Source organism: Micromonospora sp. MW-13, from assembly GCF_003434305.1.
Taxonomy (GTDB): Bacteria; Actinomycetota; Actinomycetes; order Mycobacteriales; family Micromonosporaceae; genus Micromonospora.
In genome coordinates this window covers 1-18,850 of the sequence record NZ_QKKX01000021.1, presented here as the reverse complement: position 1 = coordinate 18,850, position 18,850 = coordinate 1, and the positions used below count along the sequence as shown (strand labels likewise).

Annotated in this window: 16 protein-coding genes and 1 pseudogene; 7 read left to right on the top strand and 10 right to left on the bottom strand. The window is 74.2% G+C overall.

All coding sequences use genetic code 11. The annotated features are described in order from the left end of the window. The 4 genes and pseudogenes from C5N14_RS13270 to C5N14_RS13255 all read right to left on the bottom strand — a co-directional run. A partial coding sequence (locus C5N14_RS13270) for an ABC transporter ATP-binding protein (RefSeq protein WP_371685838.1) occupies positions 1-666 on the bottom strand: 666 nt, incomplete at its 3' end. 59 nt (positions 667-725) lie between these two features. Beyond that, positions 726-1,802 carry an iron ABC transporter permease gene (locus C5N14_RS13265; protein ID WP_117668398.1) on the bottom strand — a complete coding sequence of 359 codons (1,077 nt, stop codon included), beginning with the start codon at positions 1,800-1,802 and terminating at the stop codon, positions 726-728. A gap of 34 nt (positions 1,803-1,836) precedes the next feature. Then, positions 1,837-2,775, bottom strand: coding sequence for an ABC transporter substrate-binding protein (locus C5N14_RS13260; RefSeq protein WP_117668395.1), 939 nt, complete (start codon positions 2,773-2,775; stop codon positions 1,837-1,839). Positions 2,776-3,178: 403 nt separating this feature from the next. Then, positions 3,179-4,495, bottom strand: a pseudogene (locus C5N14_RS13255) (M14 family metallopeptidase); the annotation flags it as partial. Positions 4,496-4,713: 218 nt separating this feature from the next. Between C5N14_RS13255 and C5N14_RS13250 the strand changes: the two are divergent. Then, positions 4,714-6,054 (top strand): C39 family peptidase, encoded by a 1,341-nt coding sequence (locus C5N14_RS13250; RefSeq protein WP_117668393.1) that lies wholly within the window; start codon positions 4,714-4,716, stop codon positions 6,052-6,054. A gap of 54 nt (positions 6,055-6,108) precedes the next feature. Here C5N14_RS13250 and C5N14_RS13245 read toward each other — a convergent pair whose 3' ends face one another. Genes C5N14_RS13245 through mqnE form a run of 3 tightly spaced genes read right to left on the bottom strand, consistent with a single transcriptional unit; the run spans position 6,109 to position 8,061 of the window. Further along, positions 6,109-6,390: a DUF4229 domain-containing protein gene (locus C5N14_RS13245; protein ID WP_117668392.1), complete on the bottom strand. Its 282-nt coding sequence runs from the start codon at positions 6,388-6,390 to the stop codon at positions 6,109-6,111. Positions 6,391-6,434: 44 nt separating this feature from the next. Further along, on the bottom strand, positions 6,435-6,869 hold the full coding sequence (locus C5N14_RS13240) for a hypothetical protein (protein ID WP_117668391.1): 435 nt from the start codon (positions 6,867-6,869) through the stop codon (positions 6,435-6,437). A gap of 22 nt (positions 6,870-6,891) precedes the next feature. After that, positions 6,892-8,061, bottom strand: coding sequence for an aminofutalosine synthase MqnE (gene mqnE, locus C5N14_RS13235; RefSeq protein WP_117668390.1), 1,170 nt, complete (start codon positions 8,059-8,061; stop codon positions 6,892-6,894). A gap of 238 nt (positions 8,062-8,299) precedes the next feature. On the opposite strand from mqnE, the gene C5N14_RS13230 reads away from it, so the two are divergent. From C5N14_RS13230 to C5N14_RS13215, 4 genes are all read left to right on the top strand, one after another. Further along, complete coding sequence (locus tag C5N14_RS13230; protein WP_117668389.1) at positions 8,300-9,817, top strand: C40 family peptidase; 1,518 nt, start codon at positions 8,300-8,302, stop codon at positions 9,815-9,817. Between the two features lie 1,425 nt (positions 9,818-11,242). Continuing rightward, on the top strand, positions 11,243-11,914 hold the full coding sequence (locus C5N14_RS33065; RefSeq protein ID WP_243639547.1) for a hypothetical protein: 672 nt from the start codon (positions 11,243-11,245) through the stop codon (positions 11,912-11,914). 191 nt (positions 11,915-12,105) lie between these two features. After that, entirely contained in the window at positions 12,106-14,178 is a 2,073-nt protein-coding gene (locus C5N14_RS13220; protein ID WP_243639545.1) for a DEAD/DEAH box helicase, read from the top strand. A 97-nt stretch (positions 14,179-14,275) separates the two neighbouring features. Beyond that, positions 14,276-14,905, top strand: a complete 630-nt coding sequence (locus C5N14_RS13215) for a putative glycolipid-binding domain-containing protein (RefSeq protein WP_243639543.1) — start codon at positions 14,276-14,278, stop codon at positions 14,903-14,905. 93 nt (positions 14,906-14,998) lie between these two features. Here the strand turns inward: C5N14_RS13215 and C5N14_RS13210 are convergent, their stop codons facing one another. Beyond that, positions 14,999-16,090, bottom strand: a complete 1,092-nt coding sequence (locus C5N14_RS13210) for a PLP-dependent cysteine synthase family protein (RefSeq protein WP_117668387.1) — start codon at positions 16,088-16,090, stop codon at positions 14,999-15,001. Between the two features lie 123 nt (positions 16,091-16,213). Then, the gene (locus C5N14_RS13205) at positions 16,214-16,672 is read right to left on the bottom strand and encodes an Lrp/AsnC family transcriptional regulator (protein WP_117668386.1); all 459 of its coding nucleotides are present in this window, start codon (positions 16,670-16,672) and stop codon (positions 16,214-16,216) included. 268 nt (positions 16,673-16,940) lie between these two features. Between C5N14_RS13205 and C5N14_RS13200 the strand changes: the two genes are divergently transcribed. Further along, complete coding sequence (locus C5N14_RS13200) at positions 16,941-17,207, top strand: BldC family transcriptional regulator (protein ID WP_117668385.1); 267 nt, start codon at positions 16,941-16,943, stop codon at positions 17,205-17,207. A gap of 63 nt (positions 17,208-17,270) precedes the next feature. On the opposite strand, the gene C5N14_RS13195 is transcribed toward C5N14_RS13200, so the two are convergent. Further along, positions 17,271-17,933 (bottom strand): UbiX family flavin prenyltransferase, encoded by a 663-nt coding sequence (locus C5N14_RS13195; protein ID WP_117668384.1) that lies wholly within the window; start codon positions 17,931-17,933, stop codon positions 17,271-17,273. Between the two features lie 134 nt (positions 17,934-18,067). On the opposite strand from C5N14_RS13195, the gene C5N14_RS13190 reads away from it, so the two are divergent. Further along, a partial coding sequence (locus tag C5N14_RS13190) for a terpene synthase family protein (protein ID WP_117668383.1) occupies positions 18,068-18,850 on the top strand: 783 nt, incomplete at its 3' end.

The window sequence follows — 18,850 nt, the reverse complement described above, 5'->3', positions numbered from 1 at the left end:
GAGCACGTCGCGGGGCGGCCCGGCGGCGGCGACCCGGCCGGCGGCCAGCAGGACCATCCGGTCGGCGTACTCGCCGGCCAGGGAGAGGTCGTGCATGGTGGCGAGGACGGTGAGGCCGTGCTCGCGGCGGAGCTGGTCGACCAGCTCCAGCACCTCCTGCTGGTGGCCGATGTCCAGGGCGCTGGTCGGCTCGTCGAGCAGCAGCAGGGTGGCGCCCTGGGCGAGCGCCCGGGCCAGGAAGACCCGCTGCCGCTCGCCCCCGGAGAGGGTGGCCAGCTCCCGGCGGCCGAAGCCGGCCAGGTCGAGACGGTCCAGGACGTCCCGCACGGCGGCCAGGTCGGCGGCGGACTCCCGGCCCAGCGGCGGGATGAACGGGGTCCGGCCGAGCAGCACGTAGTCGAAGACCGACATGCCGGCCGGGACGACCGGGGACTGGGCGACGGTGGCCACCACCCGGGCGCGGTCGCGGCGGCGCAGCGCCTCGCTCGGCGTACCGAACAGGGAGATGGCGCCCGGCGCGGGCAGCAGGCCGCCGACGGCGCGCAGCAGGGTCGACTTGCCGGCGCCGTTCGGGCCGATCACGGTGACCCACCCGCCCGGCTCGACGCGCAGGTCGACGCCGCGCAGCACCGGCGCGCCGCCCAGGGTGACGCGCAGGTCCCGCACCTCGACGGCGGGCGCGCCGGAGACATTGGACGTGGTGGAGGCGCCGGCGGCCGGGGCGCTCACGTCAGCACCCGGCGGGCGGTGCGCAGGACCAGGACGAAGAACGGGCCGCCGAGCAGCGCGGTTACCACGCCGATCGGGATCTCGGCGGGGGCGGCGGCGGTCCGCGCGACCACGTCGGTCAGCGCCAGGAACGCCCCGCCGAAGAGCAGGGACAGCGGCAGGATCACCCGGTAGCTCGACCCGGCGAGCAGCCGCACGGTGTGCGGGACGATGATCCCGACGAAGCCGATCAGCCCGGACGCGGACACGGCGGCGGCGGTGCCGAGCGAGGCGGCGGCGATCAGCAGGTAACGGGAGCGCTGCGGGTGCAGGCCGAGGCCGGTGGCCTCGTCGTCGCCGACCGACAGCACGTCCAGCTCGCGGCGGTGCAGCAGCACCACGACGGTGGTGATCAGGAAGTACGGCAGGACCAGCCGGACGTCGTGCCAGCCGGCGGTGGCCAGCCGCCCGAGCAGCCAGGAGTAGACCTGCTGGATGGTGTCGGAGTTGCGCTGGAGCAGGTACGTCTGGCCGGCGGAGAGGAACGCGGACACGGCCACCCCGGCCAGGATCAGCGTCGCCGTCGAGCGTCCCCGCCCGCCGGTCGCCCCGAGCAGGTAGGTCATGGCGACCGCGCCGAGCGAGCCGACGAACGCGGCCAGCGGGATGGTGACCGGGAGCCCGGTCAGCGCGCCGCCCGCCCCGGCGCCGAGGGCGATCACGGCGGTGACGGCGAGCCCGGCCCCGGCCGCCACCCCGAGCAGGTACGGATCGGCCAACGGGTTGCGGAAGACGCCCTGGTAGCAGCCCCCGGCCAGGGCGAGCAGCCCGCCGACCAGCAGCCCGAGCACCACCCGCGGCAGCCGAAGCTCGGTGACGATGGCGATCTCGCGCTCGGTCAGCCCGCTGTCCAGGCGGACCCCGGGCAGCAGGTTGACCAGCTCGGCGGCGACCCTGCCGGGGGGCAGACTGACCGGCCCGAGGGACACCCCGGCGACGAGCGCGACCAGCACGGCCACCACCCCCACGGCCAGCCAGCCGGGCCGCAGCCCGGCCGGCCGGCCCACGGGGGTGGTGGCCGGTGCCCTCCGCACGGCGGTGAGCCCGCTCAACGCCCGCCGCCGAGGGTCACGCCGGCACCTTGGCGACGGCGTCGACGACGGACCGGAGCAGGTCGACGATGCGCGGGCCCCAGCGCGAGGCGATGTCGTCGTCGAGCGCGACGACCTGGTTGTTCTTGACGGCGGTGACGCCCGCCCAGCCGCTGCGCGCCTTGACGGTCGCGGGGCTCTGCTTGCAGCACTTGGTGTCGGCCAGGAAGACGAAGTCGGGGTTCGCCTTGACGATGACCTCCTGGGAGAGCTGCGGGTAGCCGCCGTTGCGCCCGTCGGCGTCCGACGGGTCGGCGATGTTCTCCAGGCCGGCGAGGGCGTAGATCGAGCCGATGAAGGTCTTGCTGGTCGCGCTGTACAGCTCCGGGCCCAGCTCGTGGTAGTACGTCAGCTTCGTCGACCGCTGCGGCAGGTCCTTGGTCAGCTTGGCGATGTCGTCCTTCATCCGCCGCACGACGTCGGCGGCCTCGGTGGCGTGGCCGGTCAGCGTGCCCAGGTCGGTGAGCTGCCGGTAGGAGTCGTCCAGCGTGGCCGCCGCCGGGGCGAGCAGCACCGGGATCTTCAGCGTCGTGAGCTGATCGACGATCTTGTTGGTGTCGTTGGAGAGCACCACCAGGTCGGGGGCCTTGCCGGCGATCGCCTCGGCGTTCGGCTGGAAGCCGGACAGGCCACTCTTCGGTGCCTCCGGCGGGTGGTTCGAGTTGTCGTCGACGGCGGTGACCTGCGTGCCTGCGCCGATGGCGAAGAGCATCTCGGTCGCGCTCGGCGAGAGCGAGACGATCTTCTCCGGGCGCTTCTCCAGCGTCAGTTTGCCGACGGTGGCCGGGAACGCCCCGGCCGCCGAGCTGCCGCCGGCGGCGGGCGTGTCGTCGGAGCTTTTCTCGGCGCAGGCGCCGAGCGCGAGCGCGGCCACCGCGAGGGTCGCGGCGAAGATCCGGGGGGTACGTCGGAACACATGTCCTCCTGTCGGTCGAGGAGTGTGGTGCTTCGCCGACAGGAGCCGTGGTGCGGATGCCCGTCCGCGAGGCGCCCTTCCTCGAGAGCGCGTGTCGCGACCGCGCCGCAGGCGACCTGGCTCGCCACACACGGCGGCGCCGGCCGACCGGCCGACGCCTGAAACGGAGCCGGCCGTCGTGGCCGGCCCCCGCGTCCGCCCCGGGAGGGGGCCGGACGCCACGGGTGGGGCATCACAGTTGCGGGACAGCACCGGGTTCGCACCGGCTTCGCTGCGGAATGGTCGGTGCCACGGTAGCGCACCCCCCACGCGCACCTGGCTGATCTAGGAGCTATCTCTCTCCGCGCACATGCCGTCACGGGGCGGGGCCCGGCACGGGCCCCACCCCGCAGGACGGTCAGGCGCAGTACTGCGCCTGCTTGTTGATCACCCGGTACGGGCAGTCGGCGTACTCGGAGAGCAGCAGGACCGCCTCCTTGTTCCGCGAGGTCTGCGCGGGGATGACCTCGTCGGGCGGGTAGAACCCGCCGCCGGCGCCGGACGAGCCGGGGTACATCTCGAAGGTGTACGCCCAGATGCCGTGCGCCGCCCACATCCAGTCGAGGCTGTCGCCGTCGGTGATGTAGAGGTCGCTCGACTGCTCGGGGGTGTACCCGTTGGTGGCCGCCATCCGCTGGCCGAGGGTGGCGAAGGTGTTGTACTGGTCGGCGGTCATCCCGGTGGTGGTGTTCGCCGTGGTGTAGCCGAACGGCCAGAGCACGAGCTGCGAGTACGTGTGCCAGTCGATGTTGGCCTTGATCTGTTGCACCCCGCCGACGACCCGGCTGTTGACGAAGTCGCGCATCGCCCGGGTCTCGGGGGCGGAGAAGGCGGACGGGCCGCGGTAGGTCGACGACGACGGGAGGCCGGACGAGCCGCCGCAGCAGCCCCAGTTGTAGCCCCAGTTCCGGTTGAGGTCGGTGCCGACCGCCGAGGCGCCACTGTTGGGCTGCCGGTTCTTGCGCCACGAGCGGTACGAGCCGGTGGCGATGTCGTACTCGCTGCCGTCGGGGTTGACCGTGGGGACGATCCAGATCTCCCGGGAGTTGACGATGTTGGTGATCCGGGAGTCGCTGCCGTAGCTGTCGGTGAACAGGTTGAGCAGGTAGATCGCCATCTCGACGGTCAGGTGCTCGCGGGCGTGCTGCTGGGAGTTGAACAGGATCTCCGGCTCGGCCTCGTCGGTGGCGACGTTGTCGGAGATCTTCACCGCCATCAGGTCGCGGCCCTCGTACGACCGGCCGATGCTGATCTTGCGGGCGAGGGTCGGGTGGTCGGCGACCACCTGGTTGACCACGGCGGTCAGCTCCGCGTAGTCGTGGTAGTTCGAGTCGGCGGACGGGAAGCCCAGGGTGCCGATCTCTCCGGCGGGCGCGGCCGGGACCACCTCCTTCTCCAGCCGGAAGCCGAGCCGTCGGATCGCCGCCGCCTCGTCCGTGGTGGCCGAGACGTGCAGGATGCCGTGCTCGCTGGAGTCGATGGCGGCGCCGGTGCGGGCCACCGCGTTGCGGTCGGCCAGGGTGCGCGGGCCGAGCACCCGGTACTCGGCGGCGGCCGGCTCGGCGGTGCTCTCCGGGGCCGGTCGCGCGGAGACCGGTCCGGTGGCGACGGTGAGGCCCAGGCCGGCGGCGGTGGCGAGCACCAACGCGCGACGCAGGCGGGCGGGAGTACGGAAGGCCATGGACAACCTCCTCGGGGTACGGGGAGATCCCGTTCTGTGTCGAATACTTCACCACCCGTCACATGGTCATATCAATATGCTTCATTGTTTTCGACATCCCGGCCTGATCCTCATATCGGCAACGATTTTCCATCCTTCAACATCTGGCGAAACTTCCCTCCAAGCGGGATAGTGACCGGCAAGCACGCCCCAGACCCGCCTCACCTAGCGGAGATCCCATGGTCAGCAGAGCCCTGCGCGCGGTCGCCCTCGTCGGCGTCGCCGCGCTCGCCCTCGGCGGCACGGCCGTCCCCGCCTCCGCCGGCGCCCGGCCCCCCGCCGTCACGCACGACGAGGAGATCACCTTCCACGAGTGGTCCCGCCACCCCGACTGGCGCTCCGGCGACCACCGGGGCACCCGGGCCGTCCCCGGACACCGCACCGGGATCACCATCGACCGGCCCGCCGGCACCACCGAGTTCACCGATGAGCACAGCGGCGCCACCACCACCTGGGAGTACGCCACCTGGACCTCGCCGACCACCAGGGTCGGCTTCGACGCCACCGAACTGGTCGCCTCGTGGAACGCCGAGACCCCGGCGGGCACCTGGATCCAGGTCGAGCTCCAGGGCACGTACAACACCGGTGACCAGACCCCGTGGTACGTCATGGGCCGCTGGGCCTCCGGCGACCAGGACGTCAAGCGGGCCACCCTGGACGGTCAGGGCGACCCGTGGTCGAGCGTGTGGACCGACACCTTCGCCATCGACGACGCCGACGCCGGGGTGCTGCTGCGGTCGTACCAGCTCCGGCTGAGCCTCTACCGCAAGCCCGGCCAGGCGGCGTCGCCCAGGGTCCGGATGCTCGGCGCGATGAGCTCCAACGTCCCGGACCGGTTCACCGTCACCCCGAGCCGGGGCGGGATCGCCTGGGGCACCGAGCTGGCCGTCCCGGCCCGCTCGCAGATGATCCACCGGGGCAACTACCCCGAGTGGGGCGGCGGCGGCCAGGTCTGGTGCAGCCCGACGTCCACCACGATGGTGCTGGAGTACTACGGCAAGCTGCCGTCGGCGCAGGACCTGGCCTGGGTCACCCCCGGCTACACCGACCCGCAGGTGGCCCACGCCGCCCGGATGACCTGGGACTACGAGTACGAGGGCTCGGGCAACTGGCCGTTCAACACCGCGTACGCGGCCAGCTTCCCCGGCATCGACGCCCGGGTGACCCGGCTGCACTCCCTCGACGAGGTGGAGCGGTTCATCAAGGCCGGCATCCCGGTGATCACCTCGCAGTCGTTCCTCGACACCGAGCTGGACGGGTCGAACTACGGCACCGCCGGCCACCTCTTCGTGGTCGTCGGCTTCACCGCCGAGGGTGACGTGATCGTCAACGACCCGGCGTCCTCGTCGAACGCCGAGGTGCGCAACGTCTACAAGCGGGAACAGTTCGAGCAGATCTGGCTGCGCACCAAGCGCTACCGGGCCAACGGCACGGTGGCCGGCGGGTCCGGCGGCATCGCGTACCTGGTCAAGCCGGCGAACCGGCCCTGGCCGGTGGTCCCGGGCTCGACCAACTGGTAGGAGCACAGCGCCGGGCCCGGTCCGTCCCCTGGGACGGGCCGGGCCGGGCGCCGCTCAGGGGCGCTTGTCGTCGGTGTCGCCCCCGGCGGGCTGGTCGTCGCCGGCCAGCGCGGAGCGCAGCCGCTCCCTCTCGGCCCGGCGCCGCTCGGCGGCCTCCCCCATCTCCCCGGCCATCTCGTCCCGCCAGCCCCTGAGCAGGAAGAACGAGAGCGCGGCGGAGAACACCAGCGCCAGCATCAGCTTCAGGAAGATGTTCATACCGACCGGCCAGAGCGCCGCGAAGACCACCACGAACAGCCCGATCCGGCCCAGCGTGTACTTGACCGCCGCGCTCACGTTCGCACTCCGTTCTCCGCCGGCTCGCCGGACGGGAGGTTGGTTCAGCCCGTCCGCCGGGCCAGCCAGTGGACGCCAGGAAACCACACCACCGCGTACACCACGGTGAACGCCGCAGCCGCGAGCCCGCCGGAGACCAGCGACGGCAGCCCGTCGGCCAAACCGGCCACCAGCAGGCCGCCGACCACGGCCAGCGCGGTCGCCGCCAGCGCGGCCACCACCCGGGCCGCACCGAACTCCCAGGCCCGGAAGTCCTCCCAGTACAGCCAGGCGGGCAGGATGATCGCCAGCCAGCCGTTGGCCCGGCCGAAGTCGCCCGCGCCGACCGTGGCGAAGCCCCAGTCGAACAGCAGCAGGGCGAGCAGGCCGATCACCAGACCGGCGAGGCTCACCCCGAGCAGGTCGCCGAGCGCGACGACCCGCCCCTGGGCATCGCGCCGGGGAAACCCACCCTGGTCCGGCTCACTCGACTCGCTCATGACCTACGAGGGTACGGGCTGGTCAGGCCCAGACCTGCTGCGGCTCGGACCGGCGCTCGGCCAGCGACGGGGCGGCGTCGTACTCGCGGACGACCTCGTAGCGGGTGTTGCGCTCGACCGGACGGAAGCCGGCGTCCCAGATCAGGTGCAGCAGGTCGTCCCGGTGCATCGTGTTCGGGGTGCCGTACGAGTCGGCGTCATGGGTGATCTTGTATTCCACGACCGAGCCGTCCAGGTCGTCCACGCCGAAGTTCAGCGAGAGCTGGGCGACCGAGAGGCCGTGCATCACCCAGAAGTTCTTCACGTGCGGGACGTTGTCGAACAGCAGCCGGGAGACCGCGAAGGTCTTCAGCGACTCGGCCGGGGAGGCCATCGTGGTGCGGGCCTGGATCCGGTTGCGGACCTTGCCGTCCGCCGAGTCGACGAAGTCGTGCTGGTAGCGCAGCGGGATGAAGACCGCGAAGCCGCCGGTGGAGTCCTGAAGCTCGCGCAGCCGCAGCACGTGGTCGACCCGGTGCCGGGGCTCCTCGATGTGGCCGTACAGCATCGTCGCCGGGGTCTTCATGCCCTTCGAGTGGGCCAGCGCGTGGATCCGGGACCAGTCCTCCCAGTGGCAGGCGTGGTCGACGATGTGCTGCCGGACCTCCCAGTCGAAGATCTCCGCGCCACCGCCGGTCAGCGACTCCAGGCCGGCGTCCATCAGCTCGTCGAGGATCTCGTCGGCGCTCAGGCCGCTGATCTTCTCGAACCACTGCACCTCGGTCGCGGTGAAGCACTTGAGCTTGACGTCCGGCAGCGCCGCCTTCAGCTCGCGCAGCACCTTCGGGTAGTAGCGCCAGGGCAGCGTCGGGTGCAGGCCGTTGACGATGTGCAGCTCGGTGAGCTGCTCGTCCTCCATCTCCTTGGCCTTGCGGACCGCCTCGTCGATGCGCATCGTGTACGCGTCCTTCTCGCCGGGCTTGCGCTGGAAGGAGCAGTACGCGCACGACGCCGAGCAGACGTTGGTGAGGTTGAGGTGCCGGTTGACGTTGAACATCACCCGGTCGCCGTTCAGCTCGGTGCGTCGGTGGTGGGCCAACCGGCCCAGCCAGGTCAGGTCGTCGCTGTCGTAGAGGGCGATCCCGTCCTCGCGGGTCAGCCGCTCCCCCGCGTACACCTTCGCTTCGAGCTCACGCTTGAGTCCGGCGTCCATCGAAAGCCACGTCCCTTCCACCTGCGGTCCCGTCGAGCCTACGTCGGGTCGCCGACCCGATGTCTGCCCGGTCGGGCACAGCGACGTACTTCACCGAACTCTCAGCCGGTCGTTACCCGCTACCGCATCGACATCGTTGCTCCGGTGCGGTAAGACAGGGTGGGGCGCGTTACACCGGGGGGCGCCGCCGCCGCCGCGCCGACCGAGCGCGGTCCAGTCACGCCGGACGGGGAGCGGAATGGTGCAGAGCCAGCAGAGCCGACGACGGCAACGACGGAGGCCCCCGCTGTTCTCTCCGGTGCTTCGGCCGATGCTCTGGTCCGCCCTGCTCAGCGCGGTCGCCACGGCCGCGCTCGTCACCCCCGCGTACGCCGAACCGTTGCCCAACGCCATCCCCGACACCGGGTCCCGCCCGGTCGCCGCCGGCGGAGTCCAGTTGCCCGGCCTGAACGGCCCCGGCGGGCTTCCCGGCAGCGGCATCCCCGGCACGCCGGTGACGCCGCTCGGCAACGGTCCGCTCGCCGCCGCGATCGGCGCCGCCGAGGCCCAGGTGGGGCTCCTCGGCGACCAACTACTCGGGTTGCGCCAGACCCGCACCGAGGCGGAGACCCAGCTCGCCACCGCCGACCGGGACCTCAAGGCCGCCCGGGACAGCCTGGCCAAGGCCCAGGAGGGCGCCGACACCGCCGCCGCCGGCGCGTTCAAGGCCGCCGCCGCGCTGCCGCCCGGCGAGTTCGCCCGGGACCTGCACGGCCTCAACATGCTCACGCAGATCACCCGGGGCGAGCAGGCCGACGGCGCCACCACCGCCGCCGCCGGCGAGCTGGCCCGGGCCCGCGTCGCCGAACAGGTCGCCTACCAGGCGTGGGTGGCCGCCGACACCCGGGTACGCGCCGTCCGGGAGCAGTTCGCCGCCGTGGAGAAGTCGCTCCGCGAGCAGGAGGCGAAGCTGCTCAAGCTGCGCAAGGACAACGCCGCGCAGCTCATCGAGCTGGAGCGCCAGCAGGAGGCGATCGAGCAGCAGCTCGGCGCGTCGTACGTCCAGGGGCAGAGCGCCAACGGCCTCACCGCCAGCCCGGTCGCGCTGGCCGCGGTGCGCTACGCCCTGGCCCAGCTCGGCGACCCGTACGTCTGGTCCGAGGAGGGCCCGGACGCCTTCGACTGCTCCGGCTTGATGTGGGCCGCCTACCGGTCGGCGGGCTACTACCAGCTCCCCCGGGTCTCCCGCGACCAGTACTACGCGACCCGGGGTCGGGCGGTGAGCCAGGGCGCCCTGCTCCCCGGCGACCTGCTCTTCTTCGCCTCCGGCAGTAGCTGGACGACGATCCACCACGTCGGGATGTACATCGGCGGCGGCAAGATGGTCCAGGCCCCGACCACCGGCCAGACGGTGAAGATCTCCACGGTCGGGTGGTCCCGGCTCTACGCCGCGACCCGGGTCGTCGGCGCGGTGCCGGCCACGACCACGCCGAAACCGACGACCACGCCGAAGCCGACGCCCACACCGAAGCCGACGAAGACGCCGAAGCCCACGCTCAGCCCCAAGCCGACGACGCCCCCGACGCCCAAGCCGACGACGCCGAAGCCGACGACCCCGTCCGCGACGCCGTCCAGCTCGTCGCCGAGCCCGTCCCACTCGCCGTCGCCGAGCCCGGCGGACACCCCGTCCCCGTCTCCGGTGCCGACCACCCAGTCCAGCAGCCTTGCGCCGAGCGACAGCGCCTCGCCGAAGGCGTCGACGACCGAGGCTGGCTGAGGCCAACCGTCCACTCCGGCTGTGCGGCCGGGCGGGAATGTGGCACCGTGACACCCAGACACTCCCGGCCCGGTGCCACGGGCACGGGTACGGGGGCGAGCGCGGGCACGGAGGACGACCATGGGCGAGCAAGAGGTTCCGGCGGAGACGGTCGGCCCCGGATCCGCGCCCGGCCCCGCCGACCGCGCGGCCGGCTCGCAGGACGCCAGGGCCGGTGCGGCCACAGGTGACGACCCGGCGGTGACACCCGGCCCCACCGACGACCCGTCCGGGCCGACCGGCCGAGCGACCGTGCCGGCCGTGGCCGCGCGGGCCCGGGTGAGCGTCGCCACCGCCGCCGCCCCGCCGCAGGGGGTGACGCTGCCGGCCGCCGCCGCGGGCGGCGGGACCACCTACCGCGCGGGTGCGCCCTCGGCCGGCGCCGTCCCCGTGCCGGCGCAGGGCCAGCCCCCGGCGCCGCCCCTGGACCAGCACCGCCCCGCCGCGCCGGCCGCTTCGTCGTCCTGGTCGGGTACCGCCACGGCCGAACGCCGCACCACCGCGCCCGCGACGGGTGACGGAGGTCCGGTCCCGACGCCCCCCGACGGGGGACCGGCAGCCCCCGCCGGCAACCCCGCCATGGGTGGCGATGATCTCTCCGGTGCCGCGCCGGCCGCCCGGCCGGCGTCTGCCGTACCGGCCCAGCGCAGCGGCGACGCCCCGCCCGCCTCCGCCCGGGCCAGCGCCTCGGTGCCCGGCCTGAACCGGATCTCCGCGCGCGAGATGGCCGCCGGGGCGCCCGGGGCGGCGGGGAACGCCGGTTCCCCGAGTTCCGGCGGGACGGTGCACGGCAGCGCCAAGGTGTACCGGTCGGCCCCGGTGAGCCCCGAGCCGCCCGAGCCGGCGCGGCCCCCGGAGCCGGCCGAGCCGCCGACGCCGCCCGTCCCGGCACCGGAGCCCGCCCCGGTGCCCGTGCCACCCGGGCCCGAGCCGACCCCGCCGTCGCCGGTCCCCGGCCCCACCCCGCCGTCGCCGAACCCCCCGGTTCCCGAGCCGACGCCGCCGGGCCCGGGACCGATCCCGCCAGGTCCGGGACCGGTACCGCCGCCCGGTCCGGGACCGATCCCGCCGCCCGGTCCGGGACCGATGCCGCCGCCCGGTCCGGGACCGGTACCGCCCGTGCCCGGGCCGCCACCACCGCCGCCACCGCCCCCCGGTCCGATGCCCGCGCCGCCGTTCCCGCCGCCGCCGCTGACCGCTTCCGCGACGGCGGCGTCGGTGCAGTTCCTCCCGGGCCGGCCGGCCTCCGCCCCGCCGGCTCCGAACGCCGGCTCGGGGTGGCCGGCGCCCACGCTGGGTACCCCGGGCCCGACCGCAGGCGGGCCACCGCCCGCGAGCCGGCCGTCGTCCGCCCCGCCGGCCTCCGCGCCGCCCGCGAGCCGGTCGGTGTCCGCCCCGCCGGCCTCCGCGCCGCCGGTGTCCGCGCCGCCGGTGTCCGGCGCGCCGTCGGGCCGGGCGGCGGGCCGCGCCGTGCCGGCGTTCCCGACCGAGCCCTCGTCGCCGCCGGCCGCCGCGCCACCGCTGGTGGTCCCGGCTCCCGCGCTGCCGGCCTGGCCACCGCCCGAGCCGAGTTCCCACCGCGACGGCCCCACCGGCCACCCGACCCCGTCGGCTCCGGCGGCACCGGGCCGGCCGGTCGCCGGCGTACCCGCTCCGGCCGCCGACCGACCGGCCCCCGGCCTGTACGGCGCCGCCCCGACCACCGCCTGGGCGGCGACGCCGTCGAGCGGGGTGCCGGGCGGCAGGGTCCCGGCCGGGACTTTCGGCCGGCCTGATCCGGCGACCACCGACCTGGCCGGCACCGCGTACGGCACCGACGGGCCGGGGTTCGCCACGGTCGCGCTGCCGACGGGGGGCACGCTGGACAACTCGGGCTCCCTGACCGGGCACATCCTCGCCCAGGGCTGGGCCGACGCCCCGACGCCCAAGTCGAGCACCGCCAAGGTCGTGGTCGTCCTGGCGGTGTCGCTCGGCCTGCTCGTCGCGATCGGCGTCCTGCTCGTCCTGGTCGCCGGCGACGCGATGGACGGGTTGGTGGGGGGTCTGCTCGACAAGTGACGCCACGGGCAATGGTGAGCCCGCCCACTACCGCCTCGCGGCGGTGGCGGGTTTGCCGGGCCGCCGTACACTTGTCGTGATCACTGACCTGGCGCGCACGAGGCGCGCCCATGGGCGATCTTGCGGGCGATTCGGCGGCGTTCAGCTGCGGCAGGCCATCGCGAAGATGCGCCCCGCTCGAAAGGCATTTCTTGACCACCTTTGCTGACCCCAGCACGTTCCCGTCCGCCTTCGACGCCCCGGCGGGACAGACCCCTCCGCCCGGCACCGGTGACGCCGCCGTCGCCACCGCCCCCGGCGAGCCCGCCCCGACCGCCGACCTCGACGCCGGCGCGGCCGTGGCCGCCGAGGTCGACGCCACGCCGCAGCCCGAGGTCGACTTCGCCGCCCTCGGGCTGCCCCAGGCGCTCGTCCGGGCGCTCGACCGGCAGGGCATCACCACGCCGTTCCCGATCCAGCGGGCCACCGTCCCCGACGCCCTCGCCGGCCGGGACGTCCTCGGCCGGGGCCAGACCGGCTCCGGCAAGACCCTCGCCTTCGGCCTGCCGCTGATCGCCCGGCTCGCCGAGCGCAACCGGGCCCGGCCGCTGCACCCGCGAGCCCTGGTGCTGGTCCCCACCCGGGAGCTGGCCATGCAGGTGAACGACGCGCTCGTGCCGCTCGGCAAGGCGGTCGGGATCTTCCTCAAGACCGCCGTCGGCGGCGTGCCGTACGACCGGCAGATCGACGCGCTCCGCCGCGGGGTGGAGATCGTGGTGGCCACCCCCGGACGGCTGGGCGACCTGATCAACCGGGGCGTCTGCGTCCTGGACGACGTCGAGGTGACCGTGCTCGACGAGGCCGACCAGATGGCCGACATGGGCTTCCTGCCCGAGGTCACCGAGCTGCTGGCGAAGACTCCTGCGGGCGCCCAGCGGCTGCTCTTCTCGGCCACCCTGGACGGTGACGTCGACTCCCTGGTCAAGCGGTTCATGACCGACCCGGTCACCCACTCGACCGCCCCGGCCACCGCCGCCGTGTCCACCATGGACCACCACCTGCTGCTGATCCCGCCGCACGAGAAGTTCGCCGTGGCGGCCTCGATCGCGGCCCGGTCCGGCCGGACCATGCTCTTCGCCCGGACCCAGCTCGGCGTGGACCGGCTGGTCGAGCAGCTCGCCGCCGTCGGCGTACGGGCCGGCGGGCTGCACGGTGGGAAGACCCAGAGCATGCGGACCCGCACCCTCGCCGAGTTCCGCGAGGGCCGGATGGACGTGCTGGTCGCCACCGACGTGGCGGCCCGGGGCATCCACGTCGACGGGGTGTCCCTGGTGCTGCACGTGGACCCGCCGAAGGACCCGAAGGACTACCTGCACCGCGCGGGGCGTACCGCCCGGGCCGGCGAGTCCGGCGCGGTGGCCACCCTGGTGCTGCCGAAGCAGCGCCGGACCACCCTGGCGATGCTGGACAAGGCCGGGGTCGAGCCGACGGAGACCCGGGTCCGGGCCGGCGACCCGGCCCTGGTTGAGCTGATCGGTGCCCGTGAGCCCAGCGGCGTACCGGTCCGCGACGAGCCGGCGGCGACCCGGCGGCACGGGGACCGCCCGTCCGGACCGCGCCGGTTCGAGGACCGGGGCGGCCGGGGCGACCGCCGCTACGGGGACCGCCCCACCGGCGAGCGCCGCCACGACGACCGGGAGCACCGCTTCGGCGGGGAGCGCAGGTTCGGCGACCGGCCCACCGGCGAGCGCCGGTTCGACGACCGGGGCGAACGCCGGTTCGGCGACCGCCCCACGGGGGAGCGGCGCTTCGCCGACCGGCCCGCCGGCGAACGGCGCTTCGCCGACCGGCCCACGGGGGAGCGCCGGTTCGACGACCGGGGGGAGCGGAGTTTCACCGACCGCCCGACCGGTGAGCGGACCGGCGGCGAGCGGCGCTTCGGCGACCGCCCCGGCACCGAGCGCTCCGGCGACCGGACCGGCGGGGAACGGCGCTTCGGCGACCGGCCCACCGGCGACCGGCGGTTCGGCGACCGGGACGCGCGGCCCGAGCGACGGCTCGACGACCGGGCAGCCGGCGACCGGCGCTTCGACGACCGGGGCGAGCGGCGGTTCGGGGACCGGCCGCACGGCGAACGCCGCTTCCCGGAGCGGAGCGAGCGCGGCGGGGACCCGCGCACCGGCGACCGGCGGGGCGGCTTCCGGCCCGAGGGACGCGGACGGGACGACCGGCCGCGCGAGGACCGGCGCGGGTTCGGCGGACGGCCGCCGGCGCGTACCCACTGATCTGACGACGACCGGAACGCCGTCGCGGAGCCCACGCTCCGCGGCGGCGTTTCCGCATGTGCTGCCGGTGCCTGCGCGGTGGCGTAACGTCCGGTTCATGCCGACCATGCCGAAGTCGCTGTTCTGGGCCCGGACGGACACCGCCGGTGCCGAGCACGCCGTGCTGGACGACCGGGACGGGCTGACCGCGCGCGGCGTCGCGGTGGCCGTCGACCCGATCGCCTGCACCTGCCGGTACCAGTTGACCACCGGTCCGGACTGGACGGTCCGCCGGCTGGCGGTCGAGGCGGAGGGAGCGGGCTGGCAGCGGAGCGTACGGCTGGAGCCGGCCGGTGACCGGTGGCGGGTGACCACCTCCGAGCAGGGCGACCTGGACGCCGCGCTGCGGGCCGCCGGGCGTCCCCCGGCCGGGCTGCCGGGCACCGACGACCCGGACCGGCTGGCCGACGCGGTCGACGTCGACCTCGGCGGGTCGCCGCTGTTCAACACCCTCCCGGTACGCCGGCTGCGGCTGGCCTCCGCGGCGCCGGACACCGCGCACCGGATCACCGTGGCGTGGGTGCTGGTGCCCAGCCTGACGGTGGTCCCCGCCGAGCAGGTCTACACGGCGCTCGGCGCGGGCCGGGTCCGGTTCACCAGCGGCACCTTCACCGCCGATCTGGACGTCGACCCGGACGGCTGGGTGCTGCGCTATCCGGGCCTCGCGGAACGCGTCCCTGAGCGCTGACGCGCGCGTCGGAGTCTCCCGTCCCCGACCCGGCGGCCGATCGCCCGCGTGCGGAGGGTCACCCCGCCGCTGCGGGCGTCGACGGGCGTTCCGTCACCCGGGCCAGGCGCCGGTGGTGAGGAAGCGTTCGAGGGTGGCCAGGTGCGGGGCGAGGTCGAGGCCCTGCCCGGCCACCCAGTCGTCGGCGTAGTACGTGTCGGCGTACCGGTCTCCGGGGTCGCAGATCAGGGTGACCACCGATCCGGTGCGTCCCTCGGCGAGCATGCCGGCGATCAGGCCGAACGCGCCCCAGAGGTTGGTGCCGGTGGAGCCACCCACCCGCCGGCCGAGCAGGGCCGAGCCGGCCCGCATGGCGGCCAGGGAGGCGGCGTCGGGCACCTGGACCATCCGGTCCACCACGGCGGGCAGGAACGACGCCTCGACGCTGGGCCGGCCGATGCCCTCGATCCGGGAGCCCCGGCCGGTACGCACCGACCAGTCGGCCGCCTGCCAGGCCGGGTAGAACGCCGAGTTCTCCGGGTCGACCACGCACAGCTTGGTGGGCAGCCGACGGTACCGGGTGTAGCGGCCGATGGTGGCGCTGGTGCCGCCGGTCCCGGCGCCGACCACGATCCAGGCCGGCACGGGGTGCCGCTCCAGCGCGAGCTGCGCGTAGATCGACTCGGCGATGTTGTTGTTGCCCCGCCAGTCGGTGGCCCGCTCGGCGTAGGTGAACTGGTCCATGAAGTGGCCGCCGGAGTCCTCGGCCAGCCAGCGCGCCTCGACCACCACCTTGGCCGGGTCGTCGACCAGGTGGCAGCGCCCGCCCTGGAACTCGATCTGAAAGATCTTCTCGTGCGAGGTGGACGCCGGCATCACGGCGATGAACGGCAGCCCCAGCATCCGGGCGAAGTACGCCTCGGAGACCGCGGTCGAGCCGGAGGACGCCTCGACGACGGTCGTCCCCGGGCCGATCCAGCCGTTGCACAGCCCGTACAGGAAGAGCGAGCGGGCCAGCCGGTGCTTGAGCGAGCCGGTCGGGTGCACCGACTCGTCCTTGAGGTAGAGGTCGATGCCCCACTCGCGGGGCAGCGGGAACGGCAGCAGGTGGGTGTCGGCGGACCGGTTGGCGTCGGCCTCGACCGTGGCGATCGCCTCGGTCACCCACGTCCGGCTGGCCTCGTCGCACCGGTCGAGATGAGTCATGTTCGAAAACGTAGCAAGCCGGGTCAGACCTGATCGGGACCGGCCCGGCGGCGCTGCCGCCGTCGCGCCGAGGGCGTTCACCTCGATGATCCGCGCGCCGGCGCCCGCCGACGCCCTCCCCGGTCAGGCGGCGGGCGGTCCGATCGGCTGGGGGCGGTTCTCCCACTTCGTCGACAGGGCGATCCCGGTGCGGGTGGAGGCCACCCCGGGGGTCCGGTTCAGCCGGACGATGAGCTGCTCCAGCTCGGCGATGGTGCCGACCCTGGCCTTGAGCAGAAACGACTCGACGCCCGCCATGAAGTAGCAGGACTCGATCTCGGGCATCCGCCGGAACGCCTCCAGCACGTCGTCGGTGTCCCCGCCGGAGTCCTCGACGATCCCGATCAGCGCGGTCACGCCGAGGCCGATCGACTCGGGCTCCACCTCCGCCCGGTACGCCCGGATCACCCCGCCGGACTCCAGTTTGCCGACCCGTTCGTGCACGGCCGGGGCGGAGAGGCCGACCTGGCGGGCCAGTTCGGCGTACGAGAGTCGGGCGTTGCCCTGGAGCAGCGCGACGAGGCTCCGGTCGATGGCGTCCACGGACTGTGACCCTAGTCGTTCGGGCGTAACGTCCGGCGCTCGGCATACGTTGCACATGACAGCAGGTGAGTGTTCGCAGACCTTCGGTCAAGGGAGAACCGCGCCGGTAACATTTACTAACTTCCCACTCAGTGCTTTTTTCGCGTTTGGCGGACAGGCCAGGTCGCTGGTGCTGTAATTGCCATACGTCCCTCATGACGGCTCTGGGCTCGCACCGGCCGGGGGCAGTGTGTTCAGCCGGGGGCTTCGTCGACGCGAGGAGGGGGCTGTGGACACTGGAGATCGCCTGCTGACACCGGGTGAGGTTGCCGCGCTGTTTCGGGTTGACCCGAAGACGGTGACGCGATGGGCGGCGGCCGGCCGGATAGGCAGCATCCGGACTCCAGGCGGGCATCGCCGGTTTCGGGAATCCGAGGTGCGGGCCCTGCTGGAAGGGGAGGGCATGCTGGACGAGGCGGACGACATGGGCAAGGCCCGCAATGTCGGTCCCGCGGCATCGACCGGCCCCGGCCCGGCCAACGCCGGGATGTACTGACCAGGTGCACTGACGGGGCACGCGGACCGGCCCGCCCGGTCCGCGTCCCGACGCCGCCCGCGCTCAGCCGCGGCCGGCGGCCAGCCCCTCCGGGTCGCCGGTACGGCCGGTGCCCAGCTCGCCGGACCAGCGACGGAACAGCGTGTGCGGTACGCCCAGGGCGTCGAGCACCTTCCCCGCCACGAAGTCGACGAGTTGCTGCGCCGAGGCGGACGCGCCGGCACCGTAGAAGCCCGGGCTGGCGGGCAGCACCACCGCCCCGGCGTCGTGCAGGGCGATCAGGTGCTCCAGGTGGCTACGGGTCACCGGCGTCTCGCGGGGCACCACCACCAGCGGCCGGCGCTCCTTGAGGTTGACCTCCGCGGCCCGCTGCAACAGGTCCTTGGACAGCCCGATCGCGATGCCGGCGCAGGCGGCCGTGCTGGCCGGCACGACCGCCATGCCGCGTACCCGGTAGGAGCCGCTGCTGGGGCCGGCGGCAAGATCACCGGCGGGCCAGTGCCGCACGTCGGCGTCGCCCAGGTCCCGGCCGAGCCAGGCCGCGAGGTCCTCGGCCCAGTGCCCGTCGCGGAAGGACCGCCCGGTCTCGTCGAGGATGGTCAGCCGCGCGGCGCGGGACACGATCAGGTCCACCGGTTCGCCGGCGTCCAGCAGCCCGCTCAGAACCGCGGCGGCGTACGGCGTGCCCGACGCACCGGAGACCCCCACCACCCATGGCTCACGCATACCGTCCAGCCTGCCTGGTCACGCCGGGCGGCCGTCGGCCACCCCCTCGGGTCCGCCGGGCCGGCCCCCCGCCCACGGTACCGACCTGCCATGCTGCCGTGGGCGCGATCCCACGTCCCTGGGAGGAGTCGATGATGACCGGCGACATCCTCTGGTCGCTGCGCTCCGACTGCCCCATCCCGCCGAGGCTGTCGCCGCACGCCGAGCGGGTGCAGCGGTGGCTCGACGACCGGCTGCCCGGCCTTGGCCTGCCGCTGGACGGCCCGGCGCTGGACCGGCTGTCCCGCGCGGGTTTCGCCCGCTACGCCGGCCGGCTCTACCCGCAGGCCACCGAGGCCGACCTGCGGGTGGTGGCCACCCTGTTCACCTGGTTCTTCCTGGTCGACGACGCCTGCGACGGCCCGCACCGGCTGACCCCGCAGCAGATCCGGGCGCTGCGCGACGGAACGCTGTGGCTGCTGCGGGAGGGCCACCGGGCCCGCCATCCGGGGCTCACCGGCCCGCTGCGCCGGCTGCTGGTGCGGGCCTGGCGGGAGCCGCGCCGCCGGATGCCCGCCCGCTGGCGGCTGCGGTTCGCCGACGCGGTCGGCCACCACCTGCACGGAACCTGGCAGGAGGCGGTGGAGCAGGCCGCCGGGCGGCCGCCGGACGTGGCCCGGTACGTCGAGCTGCGCCGGGCCACCTCGGCGGCGTACGTGTCGTACCCGTTGATCGAGTTCGTCACCGGCCGGCCGCTGCCCGACGCGGTGTACCACCACCCGCTGCTGCGTGAGATCGCCGATCTCGGCAACGACCTGCTCTCCTGGTACAACGACATCGCCTCGCTGGAGCGGGACCGGGCCACCTCCGGCGGGCACAACCTGGTGCTCGCGCTGGCCGCCGAGCGGGGCGTCCCGATCGCCGCCGCGGTCGACCTG